Genomic DNA, 18,190 nt, shown 5'->3' with positions numbered 1-18,190 from the left:
CGGCTTGCGCGATTCTATTTGTATCAAGTTTGATCGTCGTCAATGGAACATCAATCTCCCACACCTTTCGATGTTCAAATGACATCAAGTTGCTAGCATGAGCCCATTCCAGATAACTTTGGGCTTGTTATGACTCCGACTGTTGACCACGTACTCCTTAATATCGCGCTAAACCTCAGCTCTAATCGCTCTCACGAGCAGCAATATCAAAACCTCATTGATGGGGTCGCGCAAGTATTCCCATGTGATGCGAGCTGCCTGTTTATCTTCGATGAGGATGGGTTTCTGACGCCTGTCGCGGTAAAAGGCTTATCCAGCTCGGTCTTAGGTCGTCGCTATTTCCCCAAAGCACATCCACGCTTAGATGCCATTATTCATAGCCGCGAACCTGTGCGTTTCGATGCCGATTGTGCGCTTCCGGATCCTTTTGACGGCACACTATTAACCGAAGACCAGTGCATTGATGTTCATGATTGCATGGGCTTTAGCTTGTATGTCGAAGGCCAACTTGTTGGTGCATTAACGATGGATGCCCTAACGGTGGGCGCGTTTGATGACATCGATCTTGTTGCTATAGAAACCTTTGCGGCTTTGACCGCTGCGACATTGCGTAACATAGCTCAATTAAAAGCTCTCAAAGCGCAAAACCAGAAGCAAAAAAGCGTCACTCAAACCCTTATCCAGCAAGCCCGTTCTCAACATGGCGAAATGGTGGGCTTGAGTCCGCAGATCAACCAGTTACGAAACAATATTGCAACCGTTGCTCAATCGGATTACGCGGTACTTATCACAGGAGAGACCGGTACTGGTAAAGAACTGGTCGCGCACTCGGTGCACGCGCAATCTCATCGTAGCGATAAGCCGATGATCTACGTAAACTGTGCGGCCCTGCCTGAAGGTCTGGCTGAGAGTGAACTGTTTGGTCATGTCAAAGGCGCATTCACTGGAGCCAATAGCCACCGCGCCGGTAAGTTTGAACTGGCAGACGGCGGAACTATCTTCCTCGATGAAGTGGGCGAACTGCCTTTGATTTTACAGGCAAAATTGCTGCGCGTAATTCAGCAAGGCGAGCTACAACGAGTAGGTAGCGATCAGCATTTGATGGTCAATGTGCGCATCATCGCCGCGACCAATCGACAATTAGAAAAAGAGGTCGAAGCTGGCACGTTTCGAGCAGACCTTTTCCACCGTTTGAACGTGTTCCCAATCCAAGTCCCCCCACTGCGTGCCCGTGACGGTGATATTCCTGTTTTAGCAGGATATTTGTTGGAAAAAGTACGCCAACAATTCAATGCACCCAATCTGCACGTTCATCCTAAAGTGTTGACTCAATTGGAATCTTTACCTTGGTACGGAAACGTGCGCGAGCTAGAACATACGTTAACTCGCGCGGCTTTACACGCCATTCAACAAGGCGCAAGCACGATCATGCTTAACCATTTCGACACCTCATTGGCTATCGATGATGTAAAAAACACATCGCATTATCTGCCTAAAGAAAGCCAACCAATGCGAGAGCTAATAGAAAGCTATCAGCGTGATTTAATTGAACATGCTTTGAGCCAAACTGGTGGCGTTTGGGCAAAAGCAGCGGAGTTTTTACAAATGGATCGCGGGAACTTATATCGGATGGGTAAAAAGCTCGGGATCAATAAATAACCAACCACAAGAAGTCGATGTAATTAAGACATCAACTACGTTGTCTTAATTACATCAACCACTCATCTAAAAACGATAAAATTAAATATAAATCAATAAGATAACAATTGGCACGCATTCTGCTCTCTAGTGGTCAACATCACGACTATTAAAACAATCACTGGAGAACCCAATATGTTCTGTATTCAATGTGAACAGACAATTCAAACCCCTGCTGTTAAAGGTTGTTCTTTTGCACAAGGCATGTGTGGCAAAACTTCTGAAGTATCAGACCTACAAGACGTGTTGGTTTACACACTGCAAGGGGTTTCTTTTTGGGCATCAAAAGCACTTGAATTCAATATCATTAACGATGAAATCAACCAATGGGCACCAAAAGCATTTTTCTCTACATTGACGAACGTAAACTTCGACCCTGAACGTGTCCTAGAGCTGACTTCTCAAGCTGCAACGTATAAAGCATTGCTAAAAGAGCAAGTGATGTCTGCAGCCACGCTTGCCGATACCGAAGTCGCTGACATTCCTGCGGTTGCTCACTTTGAGCTACCAAACAGCGCAGAAGCAATCTTAGCTTTTGCTCCGCAAGTCGCGGTTAACCGTGGTAAAGACCAAGTACATGAAGATGTTATTGGCCTACGCCTACTTTGCCTATACGGCCTTAAAGGTGCAGCCGCGTACATGGAGCACGCACGTGTTCTTGAGCAAACCAACAACGATATCTATGCCGAATACCATGAAATCATGGCGTGGTTGGGCACAGATCCTGAAGATCTCGGCGAACTACTTGATTGCTCAATGCGCATTGGCCTGATGAACTACAAAGTGATGGAAATGCTCGACCAAGGTGAAACAACGACCTTCGGCCATCCAGAACCAACCACGGTGAACGTCAAGCCAGTAAAAGGTAAATGTATTCTTGTTTCTGGCCATGATTTGCATGACCTAGAAAAAATCCTGCAGCACACAGAAGGTAAAGGCATCAACGTTTACACCAACGGTGAAATGCTCCCTGCACACGGCTACCCTGAGCTGAAGAAATACCCTCATCTCGTCGGTAACTACGGCAGCGCGTGGCAAAACCAACAGAAAGAGTTTGCCAACTTCCCTGGTGCTATCGTGATGACATCAAACTGCCTGTTGAATCCAAATGTGGGTCAATACGCAGACCGTCTATTCACCCGTAGTATTGTTGGCTGGCCTGGTGTGGCTCACATCGAAGGCGATGATTTTAGCCAAGTGGTTGAATGTGCTCTAGCGCAAGACGGTTTCCAACACGACGAAATCGAACACCATATCACGGTTGGTTTTGGGCGCAATGCACTGATGAACGCCGCCCCTGCGGTTATCGACCAAGTGAAGCAAGGCAACATCAAGCACTTCTTCCTAGTCGGCGGTTGTGACGGCGATAAAGCGGAACGTAGCTACTACACCGATTTTACGGCTGAAGCGCCAGACGATACGCTAATCCTGACGTTGGCGTGTGGTAAGTTCCGCTTTAACAAGAATACGTTTGGCGATATCAACGGCATCCCTCGCCTATTGGATGTGGGCCAATGTAACGATGCTTACTCTGCAATCCAGCTTGCACTTGCACTGGCGAAAGAGTTTGACTGTGACATCAATGAACTGCCACTCACGCTTGTACTTTCTTGGTTCGAGCAAAAAGCGATCGTTATCTTGCTAACGCTATTTGCATTGGGCGTGAAAGGCATTTACACAGGCCCTACTGCACCAGCATTCCTAACGCCAAACCTAATCGCCATCATCCAAGAGAAGTTCGATATGCGCAGTATTGGCAATGTTCAGGATGATCTAAAAGCCATCCTAGCAGCTTAATAAACTTGCTTGTTACGCGCCTCCTTACGCGGAGGCGCTATCTATTTCGAACCAAAAATAGCCACAACCAAAGAGATTGTTATGTTTTTTGAATGGCAAGGTAACCAACCCGTCACGCTCCGTTGCATCGACAAATACTTCGAAACACACGATACCGTCAGCATCAAATTGGCTGAACTAACCGAGTCACTTCTGTTTAAGTTTAAACCTGGCCAGTTTATTAACTTGGGCGTGGAAATTGATGGAAAAATGGAGTTTCGCGCCTATTCAATCAGCTCTATCAATGAAGACGATCACCTTCAACTCACCATCAAACGAGTATCTGGCGGTAAAGTATCGAACTACATCGTTGACTCGCTGCTGCTCGGTGATACTGTTCAAGCATTACCACCAGCAGGCGAATTTAACTGCATCGACCATCCACCCGTGTTACGTGATGGCGAAACAAAAGCCTTGCTTATCAGTGCAGGTTGCGGCGTCACGCCCGTATTTTCGATGGCAAAGCACTGGCTGAGTAATCACGATGAAAACGACAACGATGTGGACATCGCATTTCTTCATATCGCACGCAGCCCAGAAGAGACGATTTACTACGATCAACTAGAAACGTTCGACGCTGTGTATCCCAACTTCCATTTAAAGCTGTTGCTAAAAAACCGCGAAGGAACGTCACACCCACAAGGTCGTTTGAATGCCGACTGGCTTAAAGAGCTTGTTCCTGATTTCAAGCAACGCACCGTTTACCTGTGTGGCCCAAGCCAGTTTATGCAAGATGTTCACGGCTATTTGAATGACCTTGGTTTTGACATGACGAACTTCTACCAAGAGAGTTTTACGCCAGCGACTGGCGCAGAAACATCGGTCTCCGATGAAGTTGTTCGTGTTTCTGTTCCTGACTTTGCTCAAACCATCGATGCGCAAAAAGGTCAGGTACTGGCCGATGTGCTTGAAGGCGCAGGTTTACCATTAATCGTCGCTTGTCGTAGCGGCATTTGTGGCTCGTGCAAATGCAAGGTTCGTCAAGGCAACGTCTCTTCCACCAGCATAGAAACATTAACGCCAGAAGAAATTGAACAAGGCTATGTACTCGCCTGCTCATCAACCATCGAAGCGGATCTTGAAGTGCAGATCGGTTAATGCTGCTGGTATCGATCTTTTATTGTTTCCCGTCATTCCGACGAGCCTAGGCGAGATCAGAAACCTAATATCAGCGTGTTAGGAATAACTCATTCTGATAATAGACTCTGAATCACACTCGCGTCTCGCTATTCAGATTGACGGGGTATCGCGGAGATGCCAGCCGTACTCAAACGGCTGGTATTATAGATAGGTACAACTTTCGTTTCGTCGTCATTGCTTCTGGCTAAACAGCAACACTTTCAATGCTGCTTCGCTGTCTACGTCCATAAACTCTGGTGGGTTATCCAGACGCTCACGGAATGTCAACTCTGGCGCTTCTTCTTTCATGCTTTCAATCAAGAAGTCGCTTGTCACAGATGGCGAGTTCACACATGCCATCACTTGGCCGCCTTCTGCCAACAAATCCGGCAATCGACGTAGAATCTTTTTGTAATCTTTAGTCAGCGCAAAGCTGCCTTTCTGGAATGAAGGCGGATCGATGATAATCAAGTCATACTGACCAGATTTCTTAATCTTACCCCACGATTTAAAGATATCGTGCCCCATAAAGCTTACCTGGTTGATGTTATGACTATTTAGCTTGTGGTTCTCACGACCTTTAGACAGCGACGCTTTTGCCATGTCGACGTTAACCACTTTATCTGCGCCACCCGCAATGGCAGCGACAGAAAAGCCACAGGTGTAAGCAAACAAGTTGAGCACGTTTTTATGCTTCGCATTTTCGCGTACCCAATCACGACCGTAGCGCATGTCCAAAAACAGACCGAAGTTTTGGTTGCGGCCAATATCCAATTGGTATTTCAAACCGCTTTCTTCAACGACAGGGCGAGCGTCTAATTCACCGACAAGCACTTCTGAAGGCGCACCATCGGCATAACGGTGCTGAAGAACCATAGTGCGACCTTGCTTGTCTGCCCACAGTTGTGATTGTGCCACCGCATTGAGGCCGCTTTTCAGCTCAGCGAGAAACGCGTCGTCGACTTCTTTAAACAAATTGATGATCAACTGACCTTGTAACCAATCACAGGTGATTTGCTCTAGGCCCTCAAAACGGCGGCCACGACCATGAAACAGTCGACGAATTTCATTCGGAGCTTGCGCGAGCTCGGTTTCTAGATGCTGAAAGAACAGCGAAAGTTGTGATGCTTGCATCGAGTTCTCTTATTAGTTTTCTTTGTGACGGTTATTTGATCGTAGGCCAGTTCAGTTCCCAAGGGGAAAGCCAAGTATCCAAACCCTGAGAGACGGTCTCACTGTGCCATTTTTTACCAAGCATTTTGTGTTCTCGTGGGTCGCAAACAAAGCGATATTGCTCATCTCGGTATTGGAAGCAAAGTGAAAATGCATGCAGATAACCGCGATCAGCCTCATTGCCTGCATTGTAAATCGGGTCACCAACAATACCTGAGCCAACCGATTTTAATGCCACGCGGATTTGATGCGTTTTACCAGTGTGTGGCTTACATAAAAATAGGCGCTCTCCGGGCTCTGCCGCAAGAGAGAAAAACTGGGTGACGGCTGGGTTATTTTTGCTGTTGACCAGCTTCCATGATGAACGGCGCGAACGCTCCATATCACCAATGACCAAACCTTGTTTCTTTTTCGGCTTTTTAGAGCCAATCGCCAGATAGAACTTTTCCACTTGGCGGTCAGCAAAAGCTTGCGATAACGCACTGGCCGCTTTGGCGTTGCGTCCGAGGAGCAGAATACCCGATGTCATTTTATCCAAGCGATGGATAAGATAAAGCTGCTCATCACCACTCTGCTTAGCCACTTCTTGCAGCAGCATTGTGTCGCCATCGTCTTTATGAACAGAGACGTTGGGATGCTTATTGATGATCAGAAAATCGGGATGGGTATGTAGAATATCGAACATAAAAAACTGGCTCCACGTTTGGAGCCAGCAGTATACATAAGTTACCGGACAAAGCTATCGAGGCTTGCCCCAAGGCCTGAGCTAGAGCTTTCTAGAGAAGATACCAGCAAGACCAATGATTGCGATACCCAGCAGCATGATTTCACCTTTGCCACTGTCAAAGCCTGACTTAATCCCCATGAAGGCAACAATAGCAATCGCAACAGGAATCAGGTATTTAACTAGGTTGTACCACAATCCAAATAGCGGGAAGGATACTTCGCCGTCATTAGTGATCTCTTTTTCTAGCTCAGCACGGCTTAGGCGCCATCCAGCAAAGATACAAACCAACATACCACCAACCGCTAAGAAGATTTTGTCCGTTAGCAAGTCGAAGATATCAAAGGCACCTGTACCAAACAGCGTTGGTCCCATTCCACCTAACGATAGTGACGCAAAAATACATAATGCCGCCATAACTGCACTTGCAGACAGAACAGCGTTAGAGCGCTTCATGCCTTTCTCATCGATTAGGTAAGACACGACAACTTCCAATAGTGATACTGAAGAAGTTAATGCCGCCACCGTCAAGCCGATGAAAAATAGCAACGCGAATAGCAACCCAATCACACCGCCCATTTCAGCAAATAGTTGAGGAACGACAACGAATACAAGGCCAGGGCCTGCCGCAGGCTCCATGCCAAAGGCAAACATAGCTGGGAACATAGCAACACCAGCAAGAATCGCGACACCTGTATCCATCGCAGTAACCATACCGGTTGTTTGAACTAGGTTCTCTTTCTTCTTCAGGTAAGAACCGTACGTCATCATACAGCCCATACCTAAGCTAAGTGAGAAGAACGCCTGCCCTAGTGCAGCAAGAACCACATTGCTATCGACTTTAGAAAAGTCCGGCATGAATAAGAACTCAAGGCCAGCCATTGCACCTGGCAGCATCAAGCCTTTAACAGAAACAACGATTAGGATTAAGAACAGAAGCGGCATCAGAACCTTACCGGCTTTCTCAATACCACCCGAAATCCCTTTCATCACAATCATGACGTTAAGGAACAGGTAAACACCCATCCACATTAAAGGTTGAATCGGATCTGAGATGAAACCGCCAAAGCTGTCGCCAATTGCTTCTGGCGCGCTGAGTAGACCACCGCCCACTTTAAAGATGTAGGCCAATGCCCAACCACCAACCACTGGGTAGAAGCCCATGATCAAAAGACCACTGAAGACTCCCATAACGCCAGTGAACGTCCAGCGTCGGTCAGTTGTTTTGAATGCACCTACGGCAGAAAGACCTGTCTTACGACCAATAGCGAACTCTGTCAGCATCACGCTAAAGCCGATAAAAATAACAAAGATAAGGTAGATAGCAACGAATGCACCGCCGCCACTCTCACCCGCTGTGTAAGGGAATTTCCATATATTGCCTAAACCGACAGCGGAACCCGCTGCTGCCATTACGAAGCCTAGTTTAGACCCCCACGTATCACGTGGTGCTGCTGTATTAGTTGTAGCCACGCTTTTTCTCCAAAATTAGTTTGTTGTGTATGCATAGAGATAGGCGTCTAAAAAGTTTATGTAAAAATTATTGTACACTTATAAAATAAGCGTTCGACGCACTATGTCTAGAAAGTAAAGCAGCTCCCCTTTAAAATTGGAACCCCAAAAAAGTACATTTATCGCACAAGTGTCGAGTTACGCAGGTTAAATGCTGCTTTTTTGTTCAAAAGTTAAAGAATGGCCTTATTTTTCACATTAAAATAACAGAATCAGCTGTTATGAAATTCGTTCCTCATATAAGGTCAATCCCACGTCTAAATGGGAAATCTATTCCCCCAACCAACTTTTATGCTTAATATCCTAGAAGGGCATATTACTCTGAGCGTATATGGACAAGTTTTATCACTTTCTTACTTTAGCTGGCATCGGGCTATATTGGTTACTGGTCGCAGGTGTGACCATTCGTGTCGTTTTAAAGCGCCGTGCAGTGAGCGTGTCTTTAGCTTGGCTAATGATCATTTATATCCTTCCCGTTCTGGGTGTCGCATGTTATTTCCTCTTCGGTGAACTGAACTTAGGTAGAAAACGGGCCGAGCGCGCAAAAGAGATGTTTACACCATTCGAGAAGTGGTTCAGTCAGCTTAACGACTGTAACGCACACAATCCAGAAACGATGGGAAGGCACATCTACCGAATTGATGAGCTTTGCAACAATCGCCTTGGTCTTCCCGCATTGAGCGGTAATACATTGTCGCTGCAACAGTCACCTAATGAGATTTTGCATTCCATTATTGAAGACATCGAAAACGCGCAGAGCAGTATTCGAATGGTATTCTACATTTGGCATCCAGGTGGTTTGGCTGACTCTGTCGCTTCTGCGCTTATTCAAGCGGCTAAACGCGGCGTAGATGTCAAACTATTGCTCGATTCAGCAGGTAGTCCACGTTTTTTCAGAAGTCCTTGGTATCGAATGATGCAGGATGCTGGAATTGAAGTTATTCAAGCGCTAGAAGTGAAGATGTGGCGTATTTTCTTACGTCGTCTTGATCTTCGCCAACATCGCAAGATCATCGTAATTGATGATGAAATTGCTTATACAGGTTCAATGAACTTAGTTGACCCGGCTTACTTCAAACAAAACAGTGGCGTCGGGCATTGGGTGGACATCATGGTTCGCATTACGGGACCAACAGTAAACGTATTGAGTGCTATCCACTGTTGGGATTGGGAAGTCGAAACTGGCGAACGTCATTTACCGAGACTACCTGAATGTAAGATCGATGAGAGTGAATTCCAACACCCTATTCAGGTTGTGCCTTCTGGCCCTAGTATGCCGGAATATCTGATCTATCAAGTATTAACATTGGCAATCAACCAAGCCAATCGCTCAGTACGAATCACAACGCCATATTTCGTGCCCAATGCAGACTTACTTGAAACGTTAAAGATGACAGCACAACGAGGCATAGATGTTGAACTCATTATTCCACATAAAAATGACTCGATGATGGTGCAATGGGCATCACGCGCTTTTTATAGTGAGCTTTTGTGTGCAGGAGTCAAAATCTATGAGTTTTATGGTGGTTTGCTGCATACGAAATCCGTCGTAATTGACGACCAATTCTGTTTAGTTGGCACCGTAAACATGGATATGCGCAGCTTGTGGCTAAACTTCGAAGTTACCCTCGCCGTTGACGACGAAGAGTTCACGAAGCAAATGTCTTGGTTACAAGATAGCTATATTAAGCAATCTCACACTGTTGTATTGGAAGAATGGGAGAAAAGAAGCCTATTTTCTCGATTCTTAGAGCGAGTGTTCTATCTCTTCAATCCACTCCTCTAATACCTCAAATACACCGACTAAAAAAACCTCCAGCGCTTCAAATATCTTGCTGGAGGTTTGTTCTACTTACGTTTTCCACCTTAGCGATACACTCTAAGCCTACAACTCAACCTTTCAGCTTTGACGCCTTCACTCGATAATCTCGGCTATTATTGGGTGATAATTGACTTTTCCCTTGCAAACGTTACGTCGTCCATGTTTTAAATAATCAAAATCGTAATATTTAAGACAGGGAACTTTTATGTCAGAGGGCAAAAAAACCAAGCTCATTACCGCTGGCCGCGATAAAAAGTGGACAAACGGTGTTGTAAACCCACCCGTTCAACGCGCTTCAACCGTGGTATTCAATACGGTTGCAGAGAAGAACCAAGCCACCATGAACCGCACCAATAAAACATTATTTTATGGTCGCCGTGGCACCAACACGCACTTCGCTTTTCAAGATGCAATGGTTGAGATTGAAGGTGGATCAGGTTGTGCTCTCTACCCTTGTGGCACGGCAGCAATTTCAAATGCGATTCTCTCTTTCGTCGAAACTGGCGATCACATTCTGATGGTGGACACTTGTTACGAACCAACTCGTGATTTTTGTAATATCATCATGAAGAAAATGGGCATCGAAACTACCTATTATGATCCGATGATTGGAGAAGGTATTCGTGATTTGATTCAACCAAATACCAAAGTCCTTTTCCTAGAATCTCCGGGGTCAGTCACAATGGAGGTGCAGGACGTACCAACATTGGCGCGCATTGCTCATGAGCACGATATTATTGTGATGCTTGATAACACATGGGGAGCTGGCGTGAACTTCTCACCATTTGAACATGGTGTCGATATTTCCATTCAAGCCGCCACCAAATACATAGTTGGTCACTCTGATGTAATGTTAGGTACAGCCGTAGCTTCCGAAAAATACTGGCCTCAACTACGTGAACAAAGCTACTTGATGGGCCAGTGCGTTTCTCCTGACGACGCATACCTAGGCCTTCGTGGTATTCGCACACTGGATGTTCGCCTAAGACAACACGCAGAAAGTAGCTTGAAAGTCGCCAAGTGGCTGACTTCTCGTCCGGAAGTTGATCATGTCCGCCACCCAGCATTGGAATCGTGCCCTGGCCATGAGTTTTTCAAACGCGATTTCACTGGCGGAAACGGCTTGTTTTCATTTGTTCTCAAAACGTCTTATCCAAAAGCGACGACGGCTCTGCTTGACGGTATGAAACACTTCAGTATGGGTTATTCTTGGGGCGGGTATGAAAGCCTCATTCTAGCTAACGAACCAAAGAGCTTTAACAGCTTGAGAACCGTAGCGCACCCACACTTTGAGGGCACTTTAGTTCGAATTCATATTGGCTTAGAAGACGTGGATGACTTGATCGCCGATCTAGAGGCTGGTTTTGCACGCTATAACGCGTTAATTTTAGAAAAAGAAGTCTCTCTAAAATAGTAATTGAATCGCCCTGCTTCGCGGGGCGTTTTTATAACTCGCTGACTTAATTAGAATTATCTAACATTCTCACCAGCTATTCGTTAATGTTAATCATTTGTGTTGTTTTTCAATTGAGCAGTCACAGAATGAAATAATGTGCCACAAATAGGCTTTCCAAATTTAGAGTTTCTCTCCTACTTTTTATCATTCATAAGAGGTCATACCACAAGGAGATAGTTTTGAAACTCAAATTCATAGCGCTAATGCTTTTTACCTTAATTACCGTCCCAATAACCACCGTACACGCCGCAACGGGTTATACCCAAACCAAGTATCCGATTGTTCTGGTTCATGGATTATTTGGTTTTGATACCCTCGCAGGCGTAGATTACTTTTTCGGAATACCACATTCCTTAACGAAAGACGGTGCTAAAGTTTATGTTGCACAGGTATCCGCGACCAACAGCAGCGAAGTTAGAGGGGAGCAACTGCTTGCTCAAGTAGAAACCTTACTTGCTGCAACAGGCGCAGAGAAAGTCAATCTCATCGGTCACAGTCATGGTGGTCCAACAACGCGCTACGTCGCCTCTGTCCGTCCTGACCTAGTCGCATCAGTTACGAGTATCGGTGGCGTTAATAAAGGGTCTAAAGTGGCAGATTTAGTTCGTGGCACCGTATCTGAGGGTTCTGGTAATGAGCAGCTCGCGGTAAAACTGGCGCAAGGCTTAACCACTCTTATTAATCTTCTATCAGGCGGTTCTGATCTCGACCAAGACCCTTTAGCCTCACTAGCAGCATTAACCACGGAAGGATCATTGGCGTTTAACCAGCACTACCCAGAGGGAGTGCCTACTAGCGAATGTGGTAATGGCGACTTGCTAGCTTCAAATGGCGTTTATTACTACTCATGGACCGGATCATCCACTTTTACAAACGTTTTCGATCCGACTGACGCTGCCATGATGGTACTTGGCTTAGCCTTTGATGGGCCGAATGATGGCTTAGTTGGTGCGTGCAGCACACATTTAGGCAAAGTCATACGTGATGATTATCAAATGAACCATTTGGATGAAATTAACGGTCTACTCGGTATTCATCATCTTTTTGAAACCGATCCAGTCACGCTTTATCGCCAACATGCAAATCGTCTCAAACTTCAAGGTTTATAAGAGGTCATCACAATGAAGAAAATCGCTCTCACCACTTTTATCCTGCTCTCGATATTTGGCGTGGGAGCGCTTTCTCTGTTGCAAAGCGACAAACAACAAGAGATAACCTCTAACCATTCGCAATCTCAGCAAGATATAGCCGCCGATGTCTCTTCCCCAAAAGACTTCTTCGAATATTCTCTTAGCCGGCTGGGCGAAGAAGATCTCGATACGATCAAAGCGGAAGTCAATGATGACACTTTAGCAAAGCAAACTCTGAATATTGATACCAAACTTTTTCAGACCTACCTTTCCTACAAGCAAGCGCTCTCAGCATTAGAGCCTTTTGAGCACAACCACCTAACGCTTGAACAGTTAACCATGCTGAATGAAGCAATACTGAACTTACAGCTTCAATACTTTAGCGAAGTGCAGATAACCCAATTGTTTGACGAAGAAAACCGACTTCGCCAACTTGCATTGGAAAAACTGACGATTAAAACACAGGCATCGGATATCGAGAGTCAAACACACCTTCTCAATCAAGCGTTATCAGAACAACCAGATTACATCCGAGAAAGTGAACGCAATAACGCATTAGCGGAGCAACTCGAGCAAGCTTCTCAGCTTGATTCACAAGACAAGTACATCGCCCGTGTTGCACTGGTGGGAGATGCCGGAGCGCAGAGACTGCAAAAGCTTGATGAGCAAAGAGCATCATTTGAGACTCAACTCACCACTTACTTAAAACAGCGTCAAGATATTCTGAATAGGGATTCTCTAGGGCAAGATGAAAAACAGGCAGAAATCATTGCTTTAAGAAAACAAAGCTTCGATGCAGCTCAATGGCGTCGAATCGAAGCTTTGGAACGTATTCATGATAGCCAGAACTAACAACATTAGCTTAATCGCCAAACGTTACTTATTCTGCTTTTTAGGACATCCAACGATATGGTCATCCACCATGCCGACGGCTTGCATGAAAGCATAACAGATGGTTTCACCGACAAACTTGAAGCCTTTCTTTTTTAGGAACTTACTCATGGCTTTGGATTGCTCTGTCGAAGCTGGCACGTCACTCATATGTTGCCATTGATTAATGATTGGTTCGCCGTCCACAAACTGCCACAACGCGTCTGATAAACTTCCGTATTCAGCAATTAACACTTTGGCCGCTTTGGCATTACTGAAAACCGAGTTAATCTTTCCGCGATGCCTTACAACATCGAAGTTTTCCACGATGTATTCAGCACGTTCTTCATTTCTTTGTTCCAACGCATCTAGGTCGTAATTCTCGAACGCTTCTCTATATCCTTCGCGCTTTTTAAGAATGGTAATCCAACTAAGCCCAGCTTGCGCACCTTCCAACGTAATAAATTCAAACAGGGTTTGGTCGTCATATACTGGCACGCCCCATTCGGAATCATGATATTCGCGCTCCAATGGGTGATTCATCGCCCACGCACACGTTTTTTGTTCTGTCATTATTCTTCCTTAAAAAGCGCCTCTAACTGATGAGCTAGAGGCGCGATACTTTTCATCGTTATATCAGTAGCACTAAGCCTGTTTCGGTACTGCCACTTTATGGAATAAACGATACAACACTGGCACGACAATCAGTGTCAGGACTGTCGCAAAGCCCAAACCAAACATAATCGTAACCGCCATTGGTTTGAAGAAAATATCTGGTAATAGTGGGATCATACCAAGGATCGTCGTGATTGCAGCCATACACACAGGACGGACGCGACTTACCGCAGCATCAACGACCGCATCATAAGCCTCTTTACCCGATTTCATTTCTATTTCAATTTGGTCCAGTAATACGATGCCATTTTTGAGCACCATTCCCGATAAGCTTAAGAAGCCGAGCAATGCCATAAAACCAAACGGCGTGTTGAGTGCCAACAAACCGGTGGTGACACCAATTAACGCCAGCGGCACGGTAAGCCAAACAATGAGTGGCTCTTTGATAGAGTTAAATAGGAATACAGTGATCAAGAACATGAACAAGTACCCCATTGGCATGGTAGTAAACAGCGACTCTTGAGCATCACCAGAAGATTCGTATTCACCACCCCATTCTAGTGAATAGCCAGGAGGCATTTGAATCGCTTCGATTTGGGGCTGTAAACGTTTTTGCAACGTCGATGCGGTTTCTTCACCAAGAATATCAGGGTCAGCCATCACAGTGAGCATACGCTTACGGTTCTTACGTACGATGATAGGATCCTCCCAACGCATGTCGTAACCCATTGTGACTTGTTGAAGTGGGATAAACTCACTCTGTGCTGGACTCCATATTTTCATGCCTTCAATGTTACGAATATCGATGCGTTCATCTTCAGGTAAGCGAGCCACGATAGGCATGAGCGTCGTGCCGTCTCGGTAAAGGCCTATCGTCATTCCAGAGAATGACATGGACAAGAAGTCATCGACATCTGATTTTGTAATGCCATAGCGACGTGCCTGACTCTCATTAAACTGAGGCTCAAGAACTTGGGTTCGTTCACGCCAATCATGCCTGATATTTGTTGCCTGAGGATCGGCGTACATGATGTCCTTGACCTGAGCGGCTATCGTACGAAGGACGGTTGGATCAGAGCCAATAATGCGCGCTTCAATTTTTGCACCACCACCTGGACCTAACTCAATCTGTTTGAGCTTGTAATTGATTTCTGGGTAGTTGGCTTTTAAATACTCTCGAAACTTCGCCATTAATGGTTTTAACGCTTCGTAATTTTCCATACGAGTGGTTATCTCACCATAAGCCGCATAACTTTTCTCTGGCGCGTACGTTAGCATAAAGCGCTGTAAGCCTTTACCTGCAGTCGTCGTGATATGGTCGACATGCTCTTGCTTAGCTAACCAACTTTCTAGCTCTTTAAGCGTTGTGTTGGTGGCGCGAATATCAGTTCCTTCCGGCATCCATACATCTAACTGAAAAATAGGCGTTGTCGACGATGGGAAAAACGCTTGCTTCACAAAGGTGAACCCGTAAACACTTGCCGCTAATCCCGCGATCAGCACCACAACGGTAAACCAAGCACGGCGCATACAGAACTGGAGAAACTTTTTATAAATAACGAAAATAACCCCGTTATATGGATCATTTTCTTCCCCTTCACCTTGTTTAATCTTCTGGCCTTTAAAGAAGATGTCAGCAAAGAATGGTGTCAACGAGATAGCGGTAAACCAGCTCAACATTAAAGAGATCAGCAGAACCGTAAACAAAGTGCCACAGTATTCGCCCGTCGAATCTTCAGACAGTCCAATTGGAGCAAATGCAGTTACCGCAATAACAGTTGCCCCAAGTAATGGCCACTTTGTTTGGGTAACAATGTCGGTCGCTGCTTGGAGTCGAGTTCGCCCTTTTTGAGTACCAATCAAAATCCCCTCAACCACAACGATGGCATTGTCCACCAGCATACCTAACGCGATAACCAAGGCACCTAATGAAATCCGCTGTAAATCTATCGCGAGATACTTCATGAAAATGAACGTACCCAACACCGTCAGCAGTAAAATTAAACCGATAAGCAGACCTGAACGTAGCCCCATAAAGAACAGAAGTACGATAATGACGATACCGACAGCTTGAGCCAAGCTGACAACAAAACCGCTAACCGATTTATCCACTTCTTTAGGCTGACTGTAAATTTCCGAGATTTCGATACCAACAGGTTGTTGGTACTTTAGCTCTGCAAGGCGATGATCAAACGCTTTTCCGACTTCAACGACATTGACGCCTTCAGCAAAAGAAACACCCACGTTTAGTGCGAGGCTGCCGTTAAAATTAATAATATTATTCGGGACTTCTACATAACCACGTTTTATTTCCGCTACATCTTTCAAGAAGATGAGCCCCTGAGCACCCGACTCAGTAATCAACAAATCGCCTAGCTCATCCACACTCTGGAATTCGCCAGTCGGCTGAATTCTGATGTACTCGTCACCAATTCTGATCGCCCCTGCGTCAGAAACCACGTTTTGCGTCGAGAGAAGATTAAAGACCGTATCGGGGGAAAGTCCTATACTGCTCAGCTTTTTCATCGATACTTCGATGAAAACTTGCTCTTGCTGTTGCCCGGATACCGAAACTTTACTCACGCCATCAACCAGTTCGAGCTCTCGGCGTAAGTAATCAACGTAATCCAGTAGCTCTTTGTAGCTATAACCGTCGCCAGTCACCGCTAACAAAATCCCGTAAACATCACCAAAATCATCGATCACTTGAGGTTCATTCACACCCGGAGGCAACGTCCCTTTAAGGTCATTCACTTTACGGCGTAACTCATCCCAGATTTGTGGCAGATCATCAGGGCCATAATTGTTCTTCATCGTGACTGTGATTTGCGATAATCCTCGGCTAGAAATCGAATTCACTTCATCAACATAAGTAAGCTGCTGAATCGCTTTTTCGATCGGATAAGTCACTTCTTCTTCGACTTGTTGCGGCGTCGCACCAGGGTAAGAGGTCACCACCATGGCATCTTTGATGGTAAAAGCAGGGTCTTCAAGACGCCCTAACCCAAAGAATGCAGCGATACCACCAATCAAAAAGATCAGTGCGACCATCCAACTGATGACGCGATTTCGGATGAAGTACGCAGCAATACCGGTCACATCATCATCACTTTGAGGCGCTGATTTATTAAGATCGCTCATAGACCGGCCTCCTGCGTAGCCATTTCCTGTATCACTTCCACTTTCATGCCATCCCTTAACCGAGAAACACCGGCAACCACAACTTTGTCTTTGAGCATGAGACCATCAAGGATTTGAATGGACGTTTTAGATGCTTTACCTGCTCGAACCTGTTTGCGCGATACCGTATTGTCATCACTCAGTACCCAAACAAATTTGTTTTCGCGCCCCAGCTCGTCACCGTCCGCATTAAAAATGGCTTCAATGGGAACATTAATTCCTAAATTGAGATCCAAGCCAACGTTCTTATCTTTGGAGGTCACTTCAACGGCCATCCCATCTAGGATGTATTCTTCTTCCGGCATAGGAAGCGATAATGTGACGGTAAACGTGCCTGTTGTTGGGTCTGGCTCAGTCGTAAATTCTTTCACGGTCGCGTTGTACTCATTACCACTAGGCACGCGCACCAATGCTTTTATCGCGGTAAGTCTTTCTTCCGTTGGCGGTTGGTTCACATAGAGCCGGTCTGGAAGTTGAATCAGCACCTCTACTCGCTCCAAACTATGAATATTGACGATATGCTGTCCGACTTGGACATTTTCGAATTGCTCGATATTAACTCGAGAAATGATCCCATCCACAGGCGCCTTTAAGGCAGTAAATGATAAACGGAGTTTCGCTAACTTAAGCTCAGCCAGAGCGATTTGTCGTTGTGCTGCAATTTCATCAAACTGAGACTTAGCTAATAGACCTTTATCAACCAAAGGACGTGAACGGCGATACTGACTGTCAACAACAGAAAAACGCGCACTCGCATTATCTACATCCAACTCATAGTCAGTAGGGTCCAACGTTGCAATAACATCACCCTTCGTGACTTTATCGCCCTCTTTTACCATGATGCGGCTGACTTCTCCTGTCACTCGGAAACTCAAATGAGAGCGATCCGCTGCATTCGCAACCGCAGGGAAATATAAGTTGTCATCCACCTTATTTCCCGCTAATGAGGTAACTCTTACACGCGGTGTCTCAAGAGCTTTTTCTGGTGCCTTATCGCCACAACCAACAAGAAGAAACGTTAAAAATAATGCCGCTAGAGAGATGATTCCTTTCAT

The 18,190-nt window shown here is 45.6% G+C and carries 13 protein-coding genes; 7 read left to right on the top strand and 6 right to left on the bottom strand.

All coding sequences use genetic code 11. From position 1 onward, the window contains the following. Window positions 1-129 precede the first annotated feature (129 nt). From norR to FKN08_RS03030, 3 genes are all read left to right on the top strand, one after another. On the top strand, window positions 130-1,659 hold the full coding sequence (gene norR, locus FKN08_RS03040) for a nitric oxide reductase transcriptional regulator NorR (RefSeq protein WP_170891318.1): 1,530 nt from the start codon (window positions 130-132) through the stop codon (window positions 1,657-1,659). 174 nt (window positions 1,660-1,833) lie between these two features. Continuing rightward, window positions 1,834-3,495: a hydroxylamine reductase gene (gene hcp, locus FKN08_RS03035; protein ID WP_170891317.1), complete on the top strand. Its 1,662-nt coding sequence runs from the start codon at window positions 1,834-1,836 to the stop codon at window positions 3,493-3,495. A gap of 81 nt (window positions 3,496-3,576) precedes the next feature. Next, window positions 3,577-4,632 (top strand): hybrid-cluster NAD(P)-dependent oxidoreductase, encoded by a 1,056-nt coding sequence (locus FKN08_RS03030; RefSeq protein ID WP_170891316.1) that lies wholly within the window; start codon window positions 3,577-3,579, stop codon window positions 4,630-4,632. 213 nt (window positions 4,633-4,845) lie between these two features. Here FKN08_RS03030 and FKN08_RS03025 read toward each other — a convergent pair whose 3' ends face one another. The 3 genes from FKN08_RS03025 to FKN08_RS03015 form a co-directional block, all read right to left on the bottom strand. After that, a complete protein-coding gene (locus FKN08_RS03025; protein WP_170891315.1) occupies window positions 4,846-5,787 on the bottom strand; it encodes a class I SAM-dependent methyltransferase in 942 nt (313 codons plus the stop codon). Window positions 5,788-5,818: 31 nt separating this feature from the next. Next, a complete protein-coding gene (locus FKN08_RS03020; RefSeq protein ID WP_170891314.1) occupies window positions 5,819-6,511 on the bottom strand; it encodes a TIGR01621 family pseudouridine synthase in 693 nt (230 codons plus the stop codon). 81 nt (window positions 6,512-6,592) lie between these two features. After that, window positions 6,593-7,963 (bottom strand): sodium-dependent transporter, encoded by a 1,371-nt coding sequence (locus tag FKN08_RS03015; RefSeq protein ID WP_043884644.1) that lies wholly within the window; start codon window positions 7,961-7,963, stop codon window positions 6,593-6,595. A 430-nt stretch (window positions 7,964-8,393) separates the two neighbouring features. Between FKN08_RS03015 and cls the strand changes: the two genes are divergently transcribed. The 4 genes from cls to FKN08_RS02995 all read left to right on the top strand — a co-directional run bounded on the left by cls (window position 8,394) and on the right by FKN08_RS02995 (window position 13,322). Then, entirely contained in the window at window positions 8,394-9,848 is a 1,455-nt protein-coding gene (gene cls / locus FKN08_RS03010; protein ID WP_170891313.1) for a cardiolipin synthase, read from the top strand. A 241-nt stretch (window positions 9,849-10,089) separates the two neighbouring features. Next, window positions 10,090-11,298, top strand: coding sequence for a cystathionine beta-lyase (locus FKN08_RS03005; protein WP_170891312.1), 1,209 nt, complete (start codon window positions 10,090-10,092; stop codon window positions 11,296-11,298). 245 nt (window positions 11,299-11,543) lie between these two features. Next, on the top strand, window positions 11,544-12,449 hold the full coding sequence (locus tag FKN08_RS03000; RefSeq protein ID WP_170891681.1) for a triacylglycerol lipase: 906 nt from the start codon (window positions 11,544-11,546) through the stop codon (window positions 12,447-12,449). Window positions 12,450-12,461: 12 nt separating this feature from the next. Continuing rightward, on the top strand, window positions 12,462-13,322 hold the full coding sequence (locus tag FKN08_RS02995) for a lipase secretion chaperone (RefSeq protein ID WP_170891311.1): 861 nt from the start codon (window positions 12,462-12,464) through the stop codon (window positions 13,320-13,322). 24 nt (window positions 13,323-13,346) lie between these two features. Here FKN08_RS02995 and FKN08_RS02990 read toward each other — a convergent pair whose 3' ends face one another. The 3 genes from FKN08_RS02990 to FKN08_RS02980 all read right to left on the bottom strand — a co-directional run bounded on the left by FKN08_RS02990 (window position 13,347) and on the right by FKN08_RS02980 (window position 18,190). Next, window positions 13,347-13,913, bottom strand: coding sequence for a DNA-3-methyladenine glycosylase I (locus FKN08_RS02990; protein ID WP_170891310.1), 567 nt, complete (start codon window positions 13,911-13,913; stop codon window positions 13,347-13,349). 72 nt (window positions 13,914-13,985) lie between these two features. Next, window positions 13,986-17,096: an efflux RND transporter permease subunit VmeI gene (gene vmeI, locus FKN08_RS02985; RefSeq protein ID WP_046874793.1), complete on the bottom strand. Its 3,111-nt coding sequence runs from the start codon at window positions 17,094-17,096 to the stop codon at window positions 13,986-13,988. Further along, on the bottom strand, window positions 17,093-18,190 hold the full coding sequence (locus FKN08_RS02980) for an efflux RND transporter periplasmic adaptor subunit (protein ID WP_170891309.1): 1,098 nt from the start codon (window positions 18,188-18,190) through the stop codon (window positions 17,093-17,095). Before FKN08_RS02980 ends, vmeI begins: the two co-directional genes overlap by 4 nt.

Origin of the sequence: Vibrio sp. 1-2 (7-a) (assembly GCF_013048515.1) — a bacterium.
Taxonomy (GTDB): Bacteria; Pseudomonadota; Gammaproteobacteria; order Enterobacterales; family Vibrionaceae; genus Vibrio; species Vibrio diabolicus.
This window is presented reverse-complemented; position numbering and strand designations above follow the sequence as displayed.